Source organism: Paenibacillus sambharensis (genome assembly GCF_003233845.1).
In the GTDB taxonomy this organism is placed as follows: domain Bacteria; phylum Bacillota; class Bacilli; order Paenibacillales; family Paenibacillaceae; genus Paenibacillus_I; species Paenibacillus_I sambharensis.
Genome location: NZ_QKRB01000036.1, coordinates 203898 through 222325, shown reverse-complemented (window position 1 = coordinate 222325; position 18428 = coordinate 203898). Strand labels below are relative to the sequence as shown.

At 52.4% G+C, this 18428-nt stretch carries 15 protein-coding genes; 12 read left to right on the top strand and 3 right to left on the bottom strand.

From position 1 onward, the window contains the following. Positions 1-375: 375 nt before the first annotated feature. Positions 376-2670: a glycosyl hydrolase gene (locus tag DNH61_RS06515; protein WP_111145857.1), complete on the bottom strand. Its 2295-nt coding sequence runs from the start codon at positions 2668-2670 to the stop codon at positions 376-378. Between the two features lie 249 nt (positions 2671-2919). On the opposite strand from DNH61_RS06515, the gene DNH61_RS06510 reads away from it, so the two are divergent. The 8 genes from DNH61_RS06510 (at position 2920) to DNH61_RS06475 (ending at position 13465) form a co-directional block, all read left to right on the top strand. Continuing rightward, positions 2920-3138: a hypothetical protein gene (locus DNH61_RS06510; RefSeq protein ID WP_111145856.1), complete on the top strand. Its 219-nt coding sequence runs from the start codon at positions 2920-2922 to the stop codon at positions 3136-3138. A 197-nt stretch (positions 3139-3335) separates the two neighbouring features. After that, the gene (locus DNH61_RS06505; RefSeq protein ID WP_181438606.1) at positions 3336-3608 is read left to right on the top strand and encodes an acyl carrier protein; all 273 of its coding nucleotides are present in this window, start codon (positions 3336-3338) and stop codon (positions 3606-3608) included. Between the two features lie 34 nt (positions 3609-3642). Beyond that, positions 3643-5409 (top strand): ABC transporter ATP-binding protein, encoded by a 1767-nt coding sequence (locus DNH61_RS06500; protein WP_111145854.1) that lies wholly within the window; start codon positions 3643-3645, stop codon positions 5407-5409. Then, positions 5396-7177, top strand: coding sequence for an ABC transporter ATP-binding protein (locus DNH61_RS06495; RefSeq protein ID WP_111145853.1), 1782 nt, complete (start codon positions 5396-5398; stop codon positions 7175-7177). The genes DNH61_RS06500 and DNH61_RS06495 overlap by 14 nt, the downstream gene beginning before the upstream one ends. A gap of 193 nt (positions 7178-7370) precedes the next feature. Next, positions 7371-8951 (top strand): RNA polymerase sigma factor, encoded by a 1581-nt coding sequence (locus DNH61_RS06490; RefSeq protein WP_181438605.1) that lies wholly within the window; start codon positions 7371-7373, stop codon positions 8949-8951. 50 nt (positions 8952-9001) lie between these two features. After that, positions 9002-9766: a VOC family protein gene (locus tag DNH61_RS06485; RefSeq protein ID WP_111145851.1), complete on the top strand. Its 765-nt coding sequence runs from the start codon at positions 9002-9004 to the stop codon at positions 9764-9766. A 136-nt stretch (positions 9767-9902) separates the two neighbouring features. Next, entirely contained in the window at positions 9903-11852 is a 1950-nt protein-coding gene (locus DNH61_RS06480) for a carbamoyltransferase C-terminal domain-containing protein (protein WP_245947972.1), read from the top strand. After that, entirely contained in the window at positions 11849-13465 is a 1617-nt protein-coding gene (locus tag DNH61_RS06475) for a carbamoyltransferase N-terminal domain-containing protein (RefSeq protein ID WP_111145850.1), read from the top strand. Before DNH61_RS06480 ends, DNH61_RS06475 begins: the two co-directional genes overlap by 4 nt. A 65-nt stretch (positions 13466-13530) precedes the next feature. Here the strand turns inward: DNH61_RS06475 and DNH61_RS06470 are convergent, their stop codons facing one another. Next, positions 13531-14328, bottom strand: a complete 798-nt coding sequence (locus DNH61_RS06470) for a phytanoyl-CoA dioxygenase family protein (RefSeq protein WP_111145849.1) — start codon at positions 14326-14328, stop codon at positions 13531-13533. Beyond that, a complete protein-coding gene (locus DNH61_RS06465) occupies positions 14325-15152 on the bottom strand; it encodes a phytanoyl-CoA dioxygenase family protein (protein ID WP_111145848.1) in 828 nt (275 codons plus the stop codon). The genes DNH61_RS06470 and DNH61_RS06465 overlap by 4 nt, the downstream gene beginning before the upstream one ends. Positions 15153-15345: 193 nt before the next feature. Between DNH61_RS06465 and DNH61_RS06460 the strand changes: the two genes are divergently transcribed. From DNH61_RS06460 to DNH61_RS06445, 4 genes are all read left to right on the top strand, one after another. After that, the gene (locus DNH61_RS06460) at positions 15346-16467 is read left to right on the top strand and encodes an aminopeptidase (protein WP_181438604.1); all 1122 of its coding nucleotides are present in this window, start codon (positions 15346-15348) and stop codon (positions 16465-16467) included. Further along, positions 16464-17291, top strand: a complete 828-nt coding sequence (locus DNH61_RS06455) for a sugar phosphate isomerase/epimerase family protein (RefSeq protein WP_111145846.1) — start codon at positions 16464-16466, stop codon at positions 17289-17291. The genes DNH61_RS06460 and DNH61_RS06455 overlap by 4 nt, the downstream gene beginning before the upstream one ends. Positions 17292-17358: 67 nt before the next feature. Beyond that, entirely contained in the window at positions 17359-17604 is a 246-nt protein-coding gene (locus tag DNH61_RS06450; protein ID WP_111145845.1) for a phosphopantetheine-binding protein, read from the top strand. 74 nt (positions 17605-17678) lie between these two features. After that, the gene (locus tag DNH61_RS06445; RefSeq protein WP_111145844.1) at positions 17679-18425 is read left to right on the top strand and encodes a class I SAM-dependent methyltransferase; all 747 of its coding nucleotides are present in this window, start codon (positions 17679-17681) and stop codon (positions 18423-18425) included. Positions 18426-18428 lie beyond the last annotated feature (3 nt).

Here is an 18428-nt window from a genome sequence, read left to right as displayed (position 1 = left end):
GTATAATCAAACTCTATAACAATTGCAATATTTGGAATGTAAGGAGGTTTTCCTTTGCTTCGAGCCGCAGGGGCGCTGTGGCACTCGGTAAGCATGAGCTGAAGGAAAAAAGGGAGAGCAGTAGGCATTTTCTCATAAGGCCAGCGGTTTGGAGAAATACTTTTTACGAAGCAAGATGGGAGGTGAACGATGACGTGAGCACGAAGAAAAGACCGGACAAGAACAATCCCAAGCATAAACTGTCGCGATCTAACCATCCGGACGATCAAGGACTAAGCGGAATACAGAAGCGTTCGAAGTAAAGACAGCAAAAAAGGATTGGAGCAGGGGATAATCCCCTGATCCAACCCATATTTCCTGATCCAACCCCACTTCTTAAGGCTCAATTCCCCATATCAGCTGGCCGTTCATATACCCGGTAACCTGCTCATGATCAGCGAACTGACTGCCGGATGCCTTGAACGAGTAATCGTCAGCCTGGTTGTAGTTGGACCAGTCCGATTTGGAGAAGCGTGTCTGAATTTCTGCGCTCTGGCCGGGATTAAGTGATCCGGCCGAACTTGTAAAGCCAATTTCCAGAGCATAATCGGCTCCTTTAACAGGGGCAGCGAGTTTGATGAATTTGCCGGTAACATTCGCATTTCCGATACTGGCCCAGTCGATCCAGTAGCTCTGCGCTTGCTCCCCGTCAATCGTATAGTAATACCTGAGCTTAACATCGCTAAGCTTAACCGCTGAATCACCGGTGTTGACGACTTTGAACTTGGGTGCAATCCCATTGGTAGAGGCACCCGTATTGCCGTTAAAAGCCTGGATCGTCAAGTCTCCCGCGGGCACGGAAACACTGCTGTCTGCTACATTAACGATTAGAACAGCGTTCTTTCCCCCGCTGAAATGAAAGGTTATCGCATACTGGCCAAGCGGCAGTGTGGAAAGATAGGATTTGCTGAGAACGACCGAATCGCCTGAGGCTGTATAGTCCTGGCCTGACTGAAGCGTATAGTCTCCATTCGTTATGCTGGCAAGCTGGTTTCCATGTAAGGTGAGGGATACAGGAATATTCTGCTGCAGATCTGCCGCCAGATCAAATGACGCATTCACAGGTGAAATCGAAGCGCTTGGAGCTTCGCCGTCTCCATTTAAATCTGGCAGCTCATCAAGTGTGATGACATAATCGCTTTGGTACAGTGTCTTCAAGGTGGCTGGATAATTAAAGGCGGAGCTCATGAGGTGCTCGCCATACCAAGGGCAGAAGTAGAGCCATCCCGCTTTTTCCTCGGTCAGGTTCTGCAGGCTTGGAACAGTGTCGTTTTCCGTCATGGCCACCATTTTGGTGCCGTCCGTCAAATCAACAAGCTGATAGAAGATCGAGGAGATGGCATCCTCATTGGGGACACCGGACAAACCATCATGGCGGTTATAGATCGTGTTGTATTTGTCGTAGCCGACAATATCGACCTGGTCATCGCCGGGGTACCATGCCGGAGAAGTATGGTACGTGTAGCTGTTGTAGGTCCAGATCAGGTTGTGCAGGCCGTATGTCTCCGTAAGCTCGGTATAGAGCAGATCCCAGAGCTGCTTATACACCTCCGCGCCTGCCGATGCCCACCAGAACCACGCGCCTTCCCCATTCAGCCCGCCGTTGCCCTCTGCCTCGTGATAAGGACGGAAAATGACTGGAACCCCGTTATCCTGCAGGATCTGCAGCTGTTCCGCCAAATCCTCAATGGTCATCATCAGGTATTGGTTTTCCTTCGTACCTGGAACCACGGCTTTAGCTGTATTGAAATTGGTTTCCGTCGGCTTGTAGGTGGCTTCCTTCCAATCCACAAATTCCCCTAGCTCATAGGCATTGAAGTCCCGGGGAACATTGATATGCCAGCTGGCTGTCGCAATCCCGCCCCGGTTATTCACCCAGTCGATCATCCGCTCGGTTGTCCCGTCCTCCCATCCGTACAGCGGATTATAGTTCATCAAATCGAAACCGCGGATTGCCGGATATTTACCGGTTAGATTATAAATCCATTCGAACTCCAGTTCGTGATTACCGTCATTCCCGCCACCATAAATCTCCTGCTGGCCGGAGATAATATGATTGCCGTAAACCTCCGTTAAATAATTCATCAACTGCTGTGTTTCCGGTGTAGCCTCAGGATCGGTGAGGACAGGCTGTACATCCAGCGGATCCAGATCAGCATAATCTACGGTGAAGGTGTCAAAATAAGCGAATCCCCAACCGGCCTTCAGTTCGATGGTGTTGCTTCCTTGCCTCAGCTTATGAAAGCCAAAATCGAAATCTGACCACGCGGTCGTGTAGGGCAGCATATAAGCACCCTTGGTAACGCCGTTAACAGCTAGATTTTGAACCCTGCCGTCAGCGCTGAGCTCCTGTATATAGCGGGTGGAGATGGCATACAAGCCGGCTTCCGGAACCGTCACTTCGAAGGTTAAGGTGCCGGAGTTCTGCATCCAGACAAATCCGCTGCCGGAGTACCCGGGCTTCGGCTGCCCGTAAACTTGAGTCACCACTTGAAGATCGGAGCTGAGCTGAGCGTCTTCGCTTTCCATTGTGAAGAGTGCGGTGTCTGCACGGGCGGGCGCTGCCATCAATCCGAGCAGCAGAGTGATTGCCAGCATCATTGCGCTTGCCTTTTTGAACAACATGTTCATCATTTCATCTTCCTTTCCCTATAGAGAGTGATGGAATAGCGCGGTCCCCAAGTTGTGACAGCGCTTTCACAGCCAACATAACATACGTGCTAAATTATGTAAATGAATCCAGCTGTTTTCCTTTGATCTGCCCCGTGTTATTCTTTGTTTTCTCCGCCTCAACTGCTGATTTTGGGCCAATCAAGGCATAAAACGATTATTCCTGGAGAATATAAGTCAATTCCAATTCAAAGGAGCTGACAGTAGCTGGTGACTAAACCCAAACGCAACATCGGCAGCAGGACAAACGGTCTTGAAGTGGATTCAGATGTGAATACGGACCCGAACCGGGAGCAGCAGTTAGATGATTCGTTTGAGGCATGGTATGAGAATATCAGTGATCAGGTAAAGCAGAAGGCTGATCTTGCCAATGTTCCACAAGCCAATGTATTTGACTCGGCCGTTAACCTGGAAGAGGATCCCTCCTGACTTACAAGAACGGATAGGCGCCGCTGATTTGCGGGCTTATCCGTTTTTTTTCTGTGCAGGGAGTACGTTCGACAAGATCAATTCGATACGATTTACGAGCAAGATAAGAAGAGTTGGAATGATTGTATATTGGTATAGTTCAATGGAAGCGCTCATGTATACAGGACATAAATAAAATTCGCGAAGGGGGGATGCCTATGGATGAGCCATTTGATCCAGTATTGATCGGCATAATCAGAGAAAAGTTAAACGACATTGTTCCATTAGACCATACGGTCGGAATCAGCGATGAACTGTCAGCTTGGGGGTTTCACTCTCTTAATATCATGAAATTAATTGTGGAGCTGGAGCTGGAACTGTCTATCGAGTTTGATGACTTTGATCTGCTTCTTGAGAAGTTCTCAACCATTGAGAAAGTATACGGTATGGTCAAGAAGGCACAGCAAAGTGCACAGGAGCTGCACGAGTAGCAGGCTTCTATGAATGTATAAATAGGGGTGGAGTATGTTTCCGGTATCATGGTTGCCATGGTTTTTTAAGGAGAGAAAAGGACGTTATATAGCAGGGCTGCTTGGACTGACCGCTAATACGGTCCTGCAGCTTATTCCTCCATTGTTAATTGGTTTCGTGGTGGACCGCATCCATGAGGAGCGGCTGACGACGGGAGAATTGAATGCCGCGACTATCGGGCTGTTCGCTGTTGCAGTGCTGCTGTATGCAGTCAGCTTTACCTGGTCCTCGGCCATATTCGGCGGGGAGCTGCTGGCCCAGAAGCAATTAAGCGAACGGTTGTTCAACCATCTTAGTACAATGAGAATGCCATTCTTTGAGAAGTATCCGCTCGGCCGGCTGGTGATGCTGTCCACGAACAATATTAACACGGTCTCCCAGGCACTGGGCTTCGGGTTGGTTACTCTCTATACATCCGCAGTCGGACTGGTTATGCTGATCCTCTCCATGAGCACGTTTGTGAATTGGAAGCTTGCTCTCATGGTTTTGCTGCCCATGCCGCTCGTTGTCGTGTGGATCCGGCTGTCAGGCAAGCTTATCGGGAAACGATGGGAAGCGGTAAATGCAGCGAATGGGGGATTAAACAGCAGGTTGTATGAATTGTTCTACGGACTGCGCGTCATTCGTTCATTTGGCCGGGAGCCGGCTTTCATGGAGCTTATTCAAGAGGAACACAAGCAGGTAGCAGCTTCAAATACAAGACTGGCCTTCCTGGATTCGCTGATGCAGCCGGTCATCTCCCTTCTGGTGGGAGCAAGCTATGTTATCTGTATCGCTTACGGAACCTATCTTCTTTCTGTTGGTGAGATAGCCATTGGCCAGCTGGTAACCCTTACCCTTTATATTGGTATGCTGCTGTGGCCCGTTACCGCTACCGGCAACTTCATCAACATCCTGGAACAGGGCCGAACCGCATGGAAGCAGCTGCACGAAGCATTCCAGGAACAAGCAGAGGACCGACACGGGGGTGAGTATGCCGCTGCGGATCAGCTTATGCCGCTTGAATTCCGCAGCTTAACCTTCCGTTATCCGGGAGCCGGACGAAACAGCCTGCGCCATATTGATCTGCGTATTGAGCAAGGGCAAGTGGTAGGTATCGTCGGGAAATCCGGGAGCGGCAAGAGTACACTGCTGATGCAGCTGCTAAGGCAGTATCCCCTGCCTTCCAGTTCCGTTTACTGTGCGGGTGTGCCGATAGAGGCCATTGACCCGGCGCTGCTGACAAGCTGGATCAGCTATGTTCCCCAGCGGGACATGCTTCTTGCGGGGAGTATCCGTGAGAACATCACGCTGGGCAAGCCGGAAGCGACGGATGATGAAGTGCGGCATATTACCAGGCTAACGATGCTTGAAGAGGACATCAAGCGGATGCCAGACGGCTGGGACACCCGTATAGGCGAGGGCGGGATCATGATCTCGGGCGGACAGAAGCAGCGTATTGCGATCGCCAGAGCTTTGCTCACAGACCCGGAGCTGCTGTTGATGGATGATGCCTGCTCATCTCTGGATGCAGAGACGGAAAGCCGCCTGCTGTCCAATATCGCACATGAGAGAAAAGGCAAGCCCATGCTGATTGTGACCCACAAGTTATCGACGATCCGCGAAGCAGACTGGATTATCGTCATGGATAACGGAGGAATAACGGAGCAGGGCAGCTACAAGCAGTTAATAGAGATGGAAGGATGGTTCCGGCGCCAGTACCTGATGCAGCGTCGCGAGAGTGCGAGGAAGGAGGAGGAGATGAGATATGAACTGGACTGACCGCTTTGCTGTTATCCGCCGGCTGTGGACGTATTTAAGGGACTATAAAGGACGCCTCTTCCTCATCTCGATGCTCATCGTGGCAGGTATCGGAGCAGAGCTGTCCGGGCCGTATCTTCTGAAGATCATATTGGATAACCATCTTGCCGTTCTTGGAACGGACGAGGAACATTTATTCGACCCAGACACGTTTTGGATGCTGGTTGGACTTTATGCTGCCAGCTTCGTTACCGCTTCGGGAATGAATGTCTGGAGGAGCTACATTTCGAATACGACGGCCATCAAGTTTATGGAACGATTGCGGATGGAGCTCTTAACACGCAGCCAGCGCATTGGCATGCGATATTTTGACCGCCAGCCGGCAGGAGCCATTGTATCGAGAGTATTCGACGATACCGAGTCGGTCAAGAACGTGCTGCTGCATACGGCCGGCAGCTTCATCATTGATTCATTACGAGTACTGTTTCTTTATGTCGCTATATTCCTCTTAAGTCCCCGCATCGCTCTGCTTAGTCTCCTCATTCTTCCAATGTTCTTCGCCTTCCACTATATTACGGTGAGGTATAACGGCAAATACTTGAAGGTCATCAAGGAGCTCAAGGCCTTGAAGAACACCATTTTCAGCGAGGCTGTCCAAGTTATGCCAGTTCTGCAGCTCTTTCGAGCCGAGAAGGCAGCAGCGGCCCGTTATAATGAGGCTAACGACAAGCTGTTCAAGAACAGTGAGAAGCGGCTCTATATGCTGCATATGACGGATATCAATCTCAATGGACTTATTAACGGACTTCTCGTAGCAAGCCTTGTCTGGGTCGTTGGCAGTCAATCGCTTCACACGGCAGTGACCTTCGGGCTGCTCTATACAGTGATTCAATATATTAATCAGATTTGTCAAACGATCGGCCAGATTGGAATCCGGTTAACCCATACGAACGATTCGTTCGTTTCGGCTGAGAGGATGTTTGCTTTGATGGACGAAGCGGATGAGAACTGGGAGTTGAACCAGACGGAAGAGGAGACAATCGCAAGAATTGCCTTCAAGAATGTTTCATTCGGATACCAACCCGGCCAGCAGGTGCTGAAAAATATATCTTTTGAGGCACGCAGGGGACAAACAGTCGCGATCGTCGGCCTTACCGGTTCAGGGAAAAGCACGATATTAAACCTTCTGCAGGGTCTATATTCGCCAAACGAAGGCAGCATTTACGTGAATGACCGTGAAATACACACCGTCGATACGGCATGGCGGAGAAACCGTACGGCCGTGGTTATGCAGGACTCCTTCCTGCTTAAAGGGAGCATTGCCGATAATGTAGCATTCCTGGATAAGAACATGGCGCGTTCACAAATTCACGAGGCGCTGTCAGCAGTCGGAATGAGCCAGTTCGCAGGACAGAAGGATGTGAAGGGCAGCCAACACGCACTGGGGGAGAGCGGAGGCGCTTTATCGTTTGGCCAAAAACAGCTCGTGGCGTTCGCCAGGGCGTTAGCTCATAACCCCGAGGTGCTCTTGCTGGACGAAGCCACTTCAAAGGTGGACAGCGAGACGGAAGCGCAAATAATGGAGACGCTGAGAAAACGCTGCGAGGAGCGGATTCAGCTTGTTGTTGCCCACCGCCTCTCTACCGTGAAGGAGGCTGACCTTATTCTCGTCCTGCACCGCGGAGAGATTGCAGAGCAGGGTACGCATGAACAGCTGCTGCAGATGAGGGGGAGATATCACCGCCTGTATATGCTGCAGCAGATGGGAAGTGAGGTGGAGGCTGGGTGAATGTGATTTGCGAAGCCTTTCCGGCAAAATTGAGAAGAGCCATAGACAGAGAGTCATATTCATTTATATGAAGCAAGCTTCGCACATTTCCCTGCCTGGCAGCCGGTATACCGGCTGCTGTTTTTTATTGCTATCGTGAAATCGGGTTCGTTATAATTGAAGTATATGGGATATAAAGGCGGGAATGACATTCATGGAGGAATTAAGCCTCGACAAGGAACTGGTTGCCCGCGCGCAGAGCGGAGAACGTGAGGCATTTAATCAGTTAGTAAGCATGCATCGTATGAAAGCACTTTCATGGGCAAACCGGATTACCAAGGATGCCTATCTTGCAGAGGACATTGTTCAGGATGCTTTTGTTCGTTCCTATTTGTACCTGGAAACACTGGAACGGACAGACCGTTTCATTCCCTGGCTGAAAAATATCGTGGTCAACAAGGCCATCGACCATTTGCGCAAAAATCGTCCGGAAAGCTCCAGGGGTGAACTAACGGAACAGCTGTCAGCGGGCGAGACATTCAATCCCGAGGTGCGGTATATCGACAAAGAGACGCTTGAATCGGTGAGAACCATTTCCTCATCGTTAAGCGAGAGAAGCCAAATGATTTTTAATGCTCATTTCTTTCGGAACCTGTCGCCTCAGGAAATTGCCGAGCGTTACCAAACGACGGTCCCCAATATCTATAATGTACTCTCAAGAGCAAAGTCCAAGCTCCGGGAACACATTTATTCCCAGGAAACCGAACGCTACGTGGCGTTAAGAAGGGAATACGGCCGCCCGGGCAGCAGCCTGCTTGCGTTCCCTCAGACGGATATGAAATATGTTTCCTTAGGCAGTGTGATGTACGAGGTGCTTCAATATACATCCTATCGTTCGCTTTCGCTCAGCGAGGTGATGGGGATTTCGGGACAGGCATTTCGGATACAGGTAACAGAGGATGTCGGGTTCAGCAGCAGTATGATCTATAATTGGAAGGCTGTTGTAGAGCGGACGGCCAGCTTGCTCGGCTGCTCTTCACTGGGGGTTGGAGAGCCTGATTGCTCCTTGACCCCTGAGCTGCTCCTGCGTTCGCTTCATACTGTCCACCAGGCGGTCGATCATGGTGTACCGGCTATGGTATGGAATCTGGTGCAGGGCGAGTTCGGATTGATATATGGCTATGATGATAACCGGAGACGCTTCTACTGCCGGGATGCATCAGGGCATCCAAGGGAGATTGCGTACGAGTCGCTTGGCAGATCTGCCAGTGAAACCGATTTGTTTGTGGCCTGTATAGGAATAGGCGGCAACAGGAATAACGGATTGTCTGAGTCATCTTATGCATACGGGCTTGATGCTATCGTAGCTCACGCCTTGGGCGAAGAGCCGGCGGTCCCGGGCTATGTACAGGGCTTAAAGGCTTATGACACATGGATTGAAGCAGTACGCAGCGGAGGAGTGATTCCGGTCTCCCATGCCTATCAAGTTGCCCGGTTAGCTGAGGCAAGGGAGCATGCAGTGTCCTACTTGAAGCTGCTGGCGGCCAAAGAGCCCTTCCGGACTGAATTGAATCTGGGGAGGATGCTGCGCCAGGCAATCGGCCGGTTTGAGGAGGTCGGGAAGCTGTATGTTGATCTCTACCCTTCTTTTCCGTATGGCATGCGGGGATACAAGCTTGAGCTTGGAACGCAAACGATACAGCTTCTGGAGCAGGTAAAGGCGGCTGAAACAGACGGAATCCGTATGCTCGAGCGAATAGTAAATAAAATTTCTACGGATGATGATAGAAAATAGCCGAGACCTCCGTCTAATAAGTAGATCAACAAAACAAGGAGGAATTCCCTATGGAACCAATCGTCTCGAACCGCTCGGAAATAACGGTCGTCGGAAGCTCAATCATGCATGTGAAAAATTTGCGCAAGACAGCTGAATGGTACTCCGAGCTGCTAAGTATGCCGCTGAACAATTTCGATGAGAGCACCCCCTTCTATGAGTTTGATATGAGCAATCATGTCAACCTGATGCTGGACGACCACCGGAATATGCCACAGGAAAAGTACCCGATTTATATGCTGAAGACGAATGATATTGACCGTTCCTACGCCTTCGTGAAGGACGCTGATATTCCGGTTGTGCTGGAGATACAGCGGCCGCATCCGGGTTTGTCATATTTCAATGTCGAAGATTCCGAGGGCAACGTCCTCATGATCACGCAGTCGGACTGGGTTAATCCGTCGCCCGTTGTCCCTTCCAACCCGGATCATCCGGTGAAGAATCATATTCGCAGCATAGTAGTGCCTGTCCAGAACTTAAAGCGTGCTACAGAGTGGTACAGCAATCTGCTTAACCAGCCAATCAAGCCTGAACGGGTGGACGGCGGTCCGATTTACTGGTTTGATATGGAGAACGGAACAGGCATCCTGCTCGACGATAACCGGAATAACACGGATCTCAGCGATTACCCGACCCTGATGCTGAGGGCGGAGAACATCAAGGAGGCTTATCAGTTCCTGGTGGATAAAGGGGCGGATATAGTCCGGGATATCCAATTTGATCATTACTTCATGGTGAAGGACATTGAAGGCAATATGATCATGATCTGCGCCTAATAATAGAGGAATTGCAAGGGAGACGCCATCCATAACCGGATGGCGTCTTTGTATTTTCGTGCGTGCTGCCGGATTTTCGGCAAAATGCAGATAAGAGAAGCAGAGAGACGGCCGCGGTTATGCGCTATGATCAATAGTGGAGGTGATTGTCCTGCAGGATGGATACTATCTTTCCGCCTATCTGCATATTGATCCGCTGGATTACTTGCTGGAGACGATTGTCAGACATGATCAGAATATAGCGCTTTTCTTAAAGAAGGGTTCAAGGGTCCGGTTAGTACGCTATTGGGAAATCGAACGCTGGTCCGGTGAAAAAGGGCACAGCCGTTCCTTCTTCAGCCGCAGCCAGGCTGTTTCCTGTGTGAATGAATTGCTGGCGCCGCTCAGCCTCTGCATTGACGATATGGTAGAGATCTGGGGGACGCCGCTGCTGCAAACAGCAGATGATTATCACACGATGGATGAGTTCCCGGATTTATCGTATCACAGTGTATCCCACCTCTTCTCCTCCATCATGATGGATACGGCTAAGTTCTATGACGAGCAGATCATCGGATTTGCCGTTGACGGCGGGCCCGATGGGGTTGTAGACACGGCAGAGCGGGTTGGCAAGCCCTATTACAGCGGATGTATTGTACGCAAGGGGAAGGTAACGGCGTTTCCCGTGCAATCCCCCGGTTTGTTATGGGGCTGGGCCATGTTCTTCTTCAAACTGCGGGAAGGGACCCTGATGGCACTGGCTTCAGCGAGCCAAAGCGAGTACTATGCGTCCATAGACGAAGTTCCCCCGATCTATGACGGGTCATGGTACTTTGGCAAGGAGAACCTGTTTGAGCAGATGTATGAGGAGATTAATTCGCTTGAGGAAGCGGATGCAGGTGTCCGCTTCAACGGCTTTGATCCGCGGTTTACGGTAGAAGAGAATAAGATCAGCATGCTGATGAAGCATATTCAGCAGGTTTCCTACCGCATAATGGAACAGAATGTGGAAGAAGCGCTCAGGCACTCCGGCTTCAAACCCGAGGACACCTACTTGTCACTGTCCGGCGGGTTTACGCTCAACTGTCCAACGAACCACCACCTGATGAGCAAATACCGCTTCAAGGGATTCATGGCTCCCCCTTGCGTAGGTGATTCCGGCTTGTCGCTGGGAATGGGTCTGTATGCCTTCCACAAGAAAATGGGCAGAGAGCGTCTGCAATTCTCGTTGGAGCATGCTTACTACGGGGGAGTGGAAGACAACCTGGACTGCTGCTTGCAGGACGCAGCATTCGCTCCCTATATTCTGGGGATGGAGGCATTCGATCCTGTCAGGGCTGCCGGGGATCTTGCGAGCGGTCCAATCGTCTGGTTTGACGGTGCTTCGGAAATTGGTCCGCGCGCACTTGGACACCGGTCGGTTTTAGGTGATCCCCGTGGTACGGAGGCCAAGAATGCAATCAATCATATTAAGCGGAGGGAATGGTGGAGACCGGTTGCGCCGATAGTGTTGAAGGATCATGTAAAAGACTGGTTCGTGGACGGTTACGATTCGCCGTTCATGCTCCACACCTTTACCTTGAAGGCAGATAAGGCCGGGCTTGTGCCTTCGGTCGCCCATCTTGACAGCACCGCAAGAGTGCAAACCATTGCCAGGGATGGCGGGAGCCTGTCCCGGCTGATTGGTGCCTTCTATGAGAAGACCGGTGTCCCAATGATCTGTAATTCTTCTTTGAATGACAAGGGAGAACCGATTATTAACCGAATCGTTGAGGCGCTTCATTTTGCGCTTACGAAAGGAATTAAGGTTGCCTATATTAATGGCGTCAGAGTGGAACTCAAGGGACACGCAGGTTACCCGGCAGACGGTCCATACCCCCGGCCGCTGCAGCTGGAGGTTACGGAAGAGGAGCGGCAGCAGGCCTGGGCCGGGTTGAATCCGCATAATGTGCCGCTGCAGGTGCTGCAATTTTACCGGGATCCAATTACCATGCGGTTTCATGAGACGTACGACTTGACCAGGAAAGAGGATGCGGAGCGGCTGATCAAGAGCGCAAGATCCAAGATGCGCCATCAAAGCTATGTGATGCGGGGGTCATCCAATTGAACATACTTGCTTTGGGCGGTTCGATTCATGACTTCTCCGCATGCTTGCTCCAGAATGGGAAGATTACGTACGCTATGGAAGAAGAGCGCCTCACGCGCAGAAAATATGCGGTATATGATCCGGTATCGACCTTCCGCTGCCGTGCCGCGCAATACTGCCTGGAGGCCGCTGGCCTTAAGGCGGACGATATGGATCTGATTATCAGCAACGATGTCGTGGAGAACGACTATTACATGAAGTACAGCGGCCGCGTCCAATTAATGAATCATCACCTGTCCCATGCGGCGAGCGCATATTATCCTTCTCCCTATCCATCTGCAGCGGTGCTGGTTGCTGACGGGCGCGGCAGCTATGCCCCAGGCAGCAGACGGATGCGGGAGACAGTTACGATGTACAAGGCATCCGGTACGTCGATTGTCCCTGTTCACACTATATTCGGTGAGGAAACGGCTGATTTTATGGAAGTGGCCAATTCGGTGACAGGCTTCTACCAGTTAGTGACGGAAGCAGTCGGCTTTAACGGAATGAATGACGCTGGCACATTTGGGATGGCCCATACGGGGAGCGGCACTTATGTGGAGCAGATGGCTCAATATTACACACTGTCCCGGCCGCAGGGCTTCAGCCAGAGCCTGTATCAGGTCAGGGACATGCGGGAATTCCTCCGAATAGAGCTGGCTGGATGCAGCCAAGAAGCAAGCCGGCTTCACAGAGTAAAGGCCGACCTTGCATATGCGGCGCAGTATCATATTGAGCAAATTATGCTCTCACTAAGCCGGCTGCTGTATGAGGTCACGGGGTGCAGGCAGCTGTGCCTGGCGGGAGGCGTCTTTACGAACACCTCCGTTGTTCATACGATTGCGGCGAATGGCCCGTTCGAGAGCGTATATGCAGCGCCTGCGGCGGGAGATGCAGGCACTGCCCTGGGCAGCGCCTGGCATGCCTACTACACTTTATTTGAAGGAAGAAGGGAGCAAGGCGAGCATCCTTTCCATCCTGCTCTGGGAAGGCGTTATCATGACAGTGAAATTGCTGCGGCACTGCAGCGGTTCTCGGAACATATTGCAGCTGAGGAGCCTCAGGATCTGTACGTGACGGCCGCCCGCCGAATCGCAGAAGGATGTGTGCTGGGGTGGTTCTCCGGCTGCTCGGAATTCGGAGGAGGGGTCATGGGACAGCGGGCCATTCTGGCTGATCCTCGCAGCGGGGTAGCCGGGAGTAAGCTTCAGGAGAGGATCAAGAAGCAGGAAACGGCTCGTCCAATCGGCTGCATGACAGCCCAGAGAAGCCTGCAGGATATTTTTGAACTGCCGAAGGCACTGCTGACCGGACGAGTCGTGGCTCCCGTTTCAGAACGTTACCGCAGCCGGCTGCCGGCTTTGTCGAAGTGGAACGAAGTAAGTATCTATGCAGTGACCGAACAGCTGCATCCATCGATGCACCGGCTTCTGAAGGCCTTCGAAGAGATAAGCGGTATTGCGCTGCTGCTCCATTCCTCGTATAACCGGACAGGAGAGACGGCTGCGGAAACCCCTGAAGAAGCGGTCCGGTGGTTCTTGGAATCCGAATTGGACTATCTTGTCATAAATGGGATAATGCTTTCCAGGCGGTAAGGCCCATCCACGACATAAGGCTATCCACGCGGCAGAGCAGCCTGCCATGGCGGATAGCCTTATTTCTATGGATAAACGATCGGATTCAGCAAGCTGGCAGCATGGTCGCCGGGGGTGAGGCCAGGGAAGTAACGATGCATATGGCGCAAGCGGTCCGGATGCTGCCCGGGATCTGTAATGGAGGCATCTGCCGGGTAGTAAGTGATGGTCATCGCCTCGCGAGTGTGTGGGGTGGGATTCGGCGGCGCACAGTGAAAGGTGTAACCGCAGTGGAAGGTAGCGTCGCCAGCAGTCATGGGACCGTATGTTTCCACAGTTAACGATTGTTTAATCAGCTGCTTGAACCCGCTGCCGGGAAGAAGGTGAGAACCGGACAGGAAGGATAGGGATCCGATCTCGGCAGTCAGATCGGTGAGGGGCATCCACATGGTGACCTTCCGGTTGGGAGCAAGATTTAGCATGTAGTCATTGTCTCTATGCCAAGGCGTGGGACCACCGCCGGGTTCCTTGAAGAAGGCCTGGTCAAGATAGAGGCGTACGGCAGTGGTCTCCAGCAGCTGAGCAGCGATTCCTGCATAACGGGAGCACATGACAAAAGGGTACACAGCCTTGCTCAATTCCCACAAGTTAATGGTTTGCAGGAAAGCGCGGCCGATTTCATCACGCTCGGCCATAGGCCGGTTCTCCGTATTGTACTTGTCCACCGCATCGCGTACGGCCGTCCGGAATTCGGCAGCGGCCGCCGGATCGGCGACGCCAGGCAAGAAGAGCTGGCCCTTGGTCCGGTAGGTGTCAAGCTGTGCGCTGGTGAGCCGATAGAAGCCGGATGCTTCGGAAGCATGCAGCGGTGATTTCCCTTTCATAACTTTTCTTCTCCTTCATCCCGGGAATAGACAAGCGGGGTGAACTCGCTCCGTGCAGGGTCCCCCGCCTTACAACCGGGAAAGAGCCGCTTCAGGTGGTAATCCCGAAACTCCTTCGCTTCATTCTCCGCAGGCGCCATAATATGAACCCGGTCCGCGATATAGATGACGGTAAGGACCTCCCTTACCACATCCTTTGTCCGGTTGGGCGGAGCGTAATGAAGCGTTAGGCCGGTATGGAACGTGGCATCACCCGCCTTCATCGGACCATAGCTGACCAGCGGCATCCCCGCACGCGCGGTGTTCAGCACATTGGCGTCCTCCACTTCCTGCGAGCCGGATACGAAGCCCATCGAACCGATGGCATCGGGAATATCGCGCAGTGCCATCCACATCGTAATGGTTAAGTCGGGGTCAATCGGCAGCATATATGCGCTGTCCGTATGCCAGGGAATGGCGTGTCCGCCAGGAGGAAGGAATATACAGGAATCGTGATACAGGCGTATGCCATCTACGCCGGTCAAGTTCGCCGCGATTTCGGCAAACCTTCTAGCAAACGTAAACCGGCGGATAGTCTCATCCCGCTCCCACATATTCATGACAGTGGGGAAAGCCCGTTCGACCCCGTAATAGTGCCTCTCCTCTTCGGGCACATGCTCCAGGTCATGTGTCGAGACATATCGATGGATATGGGGGTAATAGACATCCAGTTCATCGGGCGTTACGACCTGCCGAAGCATGATATGCCCGTCTCTGCGGTACGACGTAAGCTGGTCCTCCGTAAGAGCATAGGTTTCAGATAATGGGGGTAACGCTGCCTGCATCCTGTTTCCTCGCTTTCATCATCTTTGTCATCAGTATAGGGCAAAGAAGGTTTTGTACGATCTGTTTTCGTTGCGGCTTTGGCACGGTTTCAGGGGAAACGGCCGATAAATGCCGAGCGGCGATCTGATGCCAGAGTTACGCTCTATACGCGGTGAAATGTGTTTGGTGCGGGAAGAGAGGGGAGGCCAAGACATGTATAGCGATGAACTGGAGAAGGTGGCATCGTTCCTTGTCCATGACTCTCTGCTGCTTCAGCCGGGAGAGAGAGTCCTGGTGGACAGCTCCGGAGACGAGCCGCTGACACCCATGCTGGTCAGGAAGATTTATGATGCGGGAGCATTTCCTATTGTGAAAACCATGACGACAGCCACGATCAAGGAGATGATCAGGGGCTCCTCACGCGAATCCCTGCTGCTGTGGTCAAGACAGGAGCTGTCCAGGCTGAAATCAATGGATGCCTATATTAACATGACAGCTGACAGGAATATGTATGAGATGGAGGATGTTCCTCCGGACCGGCTGGTCTTATACTACAAGCTGCTCTACCAGCCTATATTGGCAGCAGCAGCCGCCAAACCCAAGTGGCTGCTGCTGCACTATCCGACAGATGCGCTGGCCCAGCTCGCACAGATGAGCCTGGACCAGCTGCAAGCGATGTTTGTCCGTTCATGCGATTATGCCGGAAGGCATCTTCAAACCCGGTATCTTCCTGTAAGCAGGCTGCTGGAGCGTACCAGCCGCGTACGCATTGTGTCGCCTGGCACTGAACTGACATTCTCTATTGAAGGGCAAGCCAGCCGGTTATGCGACGGGTCACACAACTTCCCGGGCGGCGAGATATTTACTGCTCCTCTGCTGGATTCGGTGAATGGTGCCATTACGTTCAATGTCCCCTTCCATGCTTACGGGAGGTGCTTCCGGGACATCCGGCTCGAATTTTGTGAAGGGCGGGTTGTTGACGTAACCTGCAGCGACACACGAGCATTCCTTGCCTTAATGGGCAAGGATGACGGCGCCTCGCGAGTCGGCGAGTTTGGAATCGGGCTCAATCCCGCGATAACCTCTCCAATCGGTACGCCCGCGTATGATGAGAAGATGGCCGGCAGCATTCATTTGGCTCTGGGAAACTCTTATTCGGAGGCGGGCAATGGAAATGTGTCCACCGTCCATATGGATTTGGTTCTATCCCAGCTCACGCAGCATGGTGGCGGTGCTCTATATTTTGACGAAACGCTTGTCCGCCATAACGGAATATTCACTCTGCCTGAGCTTCAGCATCTCAATGAGGAGTTGGAGGAGGGGGATGCATCATGACGGACTCCCGGATAAAGCGGGCTTGTCATCTCGCTCCATGGGGCAGGCAGCACCTCCAGGGACTAACTGCTGTGTCAGAGGCTGGCTTCCGGTTCTGCGAGGCGGGAAGCCAGCTGCTGCTCGCCTATGCGGACAGGCTGCCGCTGCTGAAGGAACAGCTGGCCTATTGTCAGATCAAGCTGTCGGCCGTTTACGAGCTGGGACACTTCGAGAATTGGGCACGTCGAAGGGAACTGTACCTTTATCACCAGAAGCTCGCACGTACCTTGTCCATTATGGATACGGGGCTAGTCATTCTCTCCCCAGGCTTCAGTTTTACGCAGCGGTGGTCCATTGATGCAGCTAGCCGGATGCTCGAACTGATCGGGGAGATGGCACGCAGATACCGTCATGAAGGCATTTCCGTCGGAATCCACCCGCATTTAGGCTCCTTGTTCTTTACTGAACAGCAGATAGATTATTTCATGGAGCGGCTGCCTGCCGGAATCGGACTTGCCCCTGACTTTGGCCATTTGGCGGAAGCCCAGATTGACATTCCCGCTTTCCTTAGAAAGTATGGCTGCAAAATACGGTCCATCCACCTTAAAGACGCTGTATATGTGAATGCCAACCGGTCTGCTGAGGCTCGGTCCACACCGCGTCGAATCCGGAAGACGCGTTTCTGCTGGCCTGGAAAGGGAGAGCTTGACCTTAATGCGGCGATTGAAGCTCTGAGCGAGATCGGGTATCAGGAGTGGCTGACGGTTGAGCTGGAGCCATTCGGGGAGCGGCTGCAGGAAGGCGCATTGGAGGCTTCCCGCTATCTCGAATGCCGTGTTCCGTAACATAACCCGAGCAACATCTGGGCAGTCCTCTATATACTTACAGCAGATTTAACATAGGGGGAGACGTATGGATATATCTCAAGCGGTTCGCCTGCTTCTTAGTAATCAGGGATGTGGATTGCTTCCGGTCGAGGAGATTCAAGATGGAAGCTTGTTATACGAAATAGGGTTCGATTCGCTTCGGTATATGGAGCTGGTCGTACTGCTCGAAGAGCAGTTTGCTTTTGAGTTTCAGGATGACCAGCTGGAAATCTCGGAAGCAACATCCGTATCCGACATCATTAAGACGGTGCAGGGGAGTGTTCAGGCTTGAGTCCAAGCCAGCTTCCCGCAGCCCACATAGGAACTGACGGGCAATGAAATCCCAAGCGGAAGGAAGAATGTGAAATGACGAATTCGGCAGAACATTGGACCCAATTTTTCCAGCATGACTATGTAGCTTTCTCTGAAACCATTCTGCATGCGGAGAGAACCGCATACGAGATAGAAAAAATCACCGAGATCCTGGATTTGCCGCCGGGAGCGGCAGTTCTGGACCTTGGCTGCGGGCAGGGCCGGATTTCGATCCCGCTGGCGCTCCGCGGGTATAAGGTAACTGGATACGACAGCTCCGCTGCCCTGCTGGAGGTGGCCGCGCAGCGGGCATCATCAGCAGGTGCAGATATTCGCTGGATTCATGGCGATATGCGAGACCTCTCGTTCTTGGGGGAATTTGATGCCATTATCAATGTCGGCACCGCTTTTGGCTATGTCAGGGAAGAGAAGGAGGACGCTGATATTTTGTGCAGAGTCCATGCGGCCCTGCGCAGCGGAGGGGTGTTTCTTCAAGACTTGGAGAACCGGGAACGGAAGCTGCGCAAGCTCGCTGCACGTACGTGGGAGGAGATGGGCCAGCAGCCTGTGTGGTCCAGGCGGGAGTTTGACTGTATAACAGGACGCTGGACCGAAACCATTTCCTGGATGAAGGACGGGGAGCTTGAGACCAGGATACTTGATCTGCGGTTGTATGCAGCGACGGAAATTATCCGGCTGACAGATGCCGCCGGGCTGACCGTCCGAGGGGTGTACGGGGGGCTGGACCGCTCTGCGTTAAGCCCGGACAGCCTGCGGATGGTCATCGTGTCGGAACGATAAGAC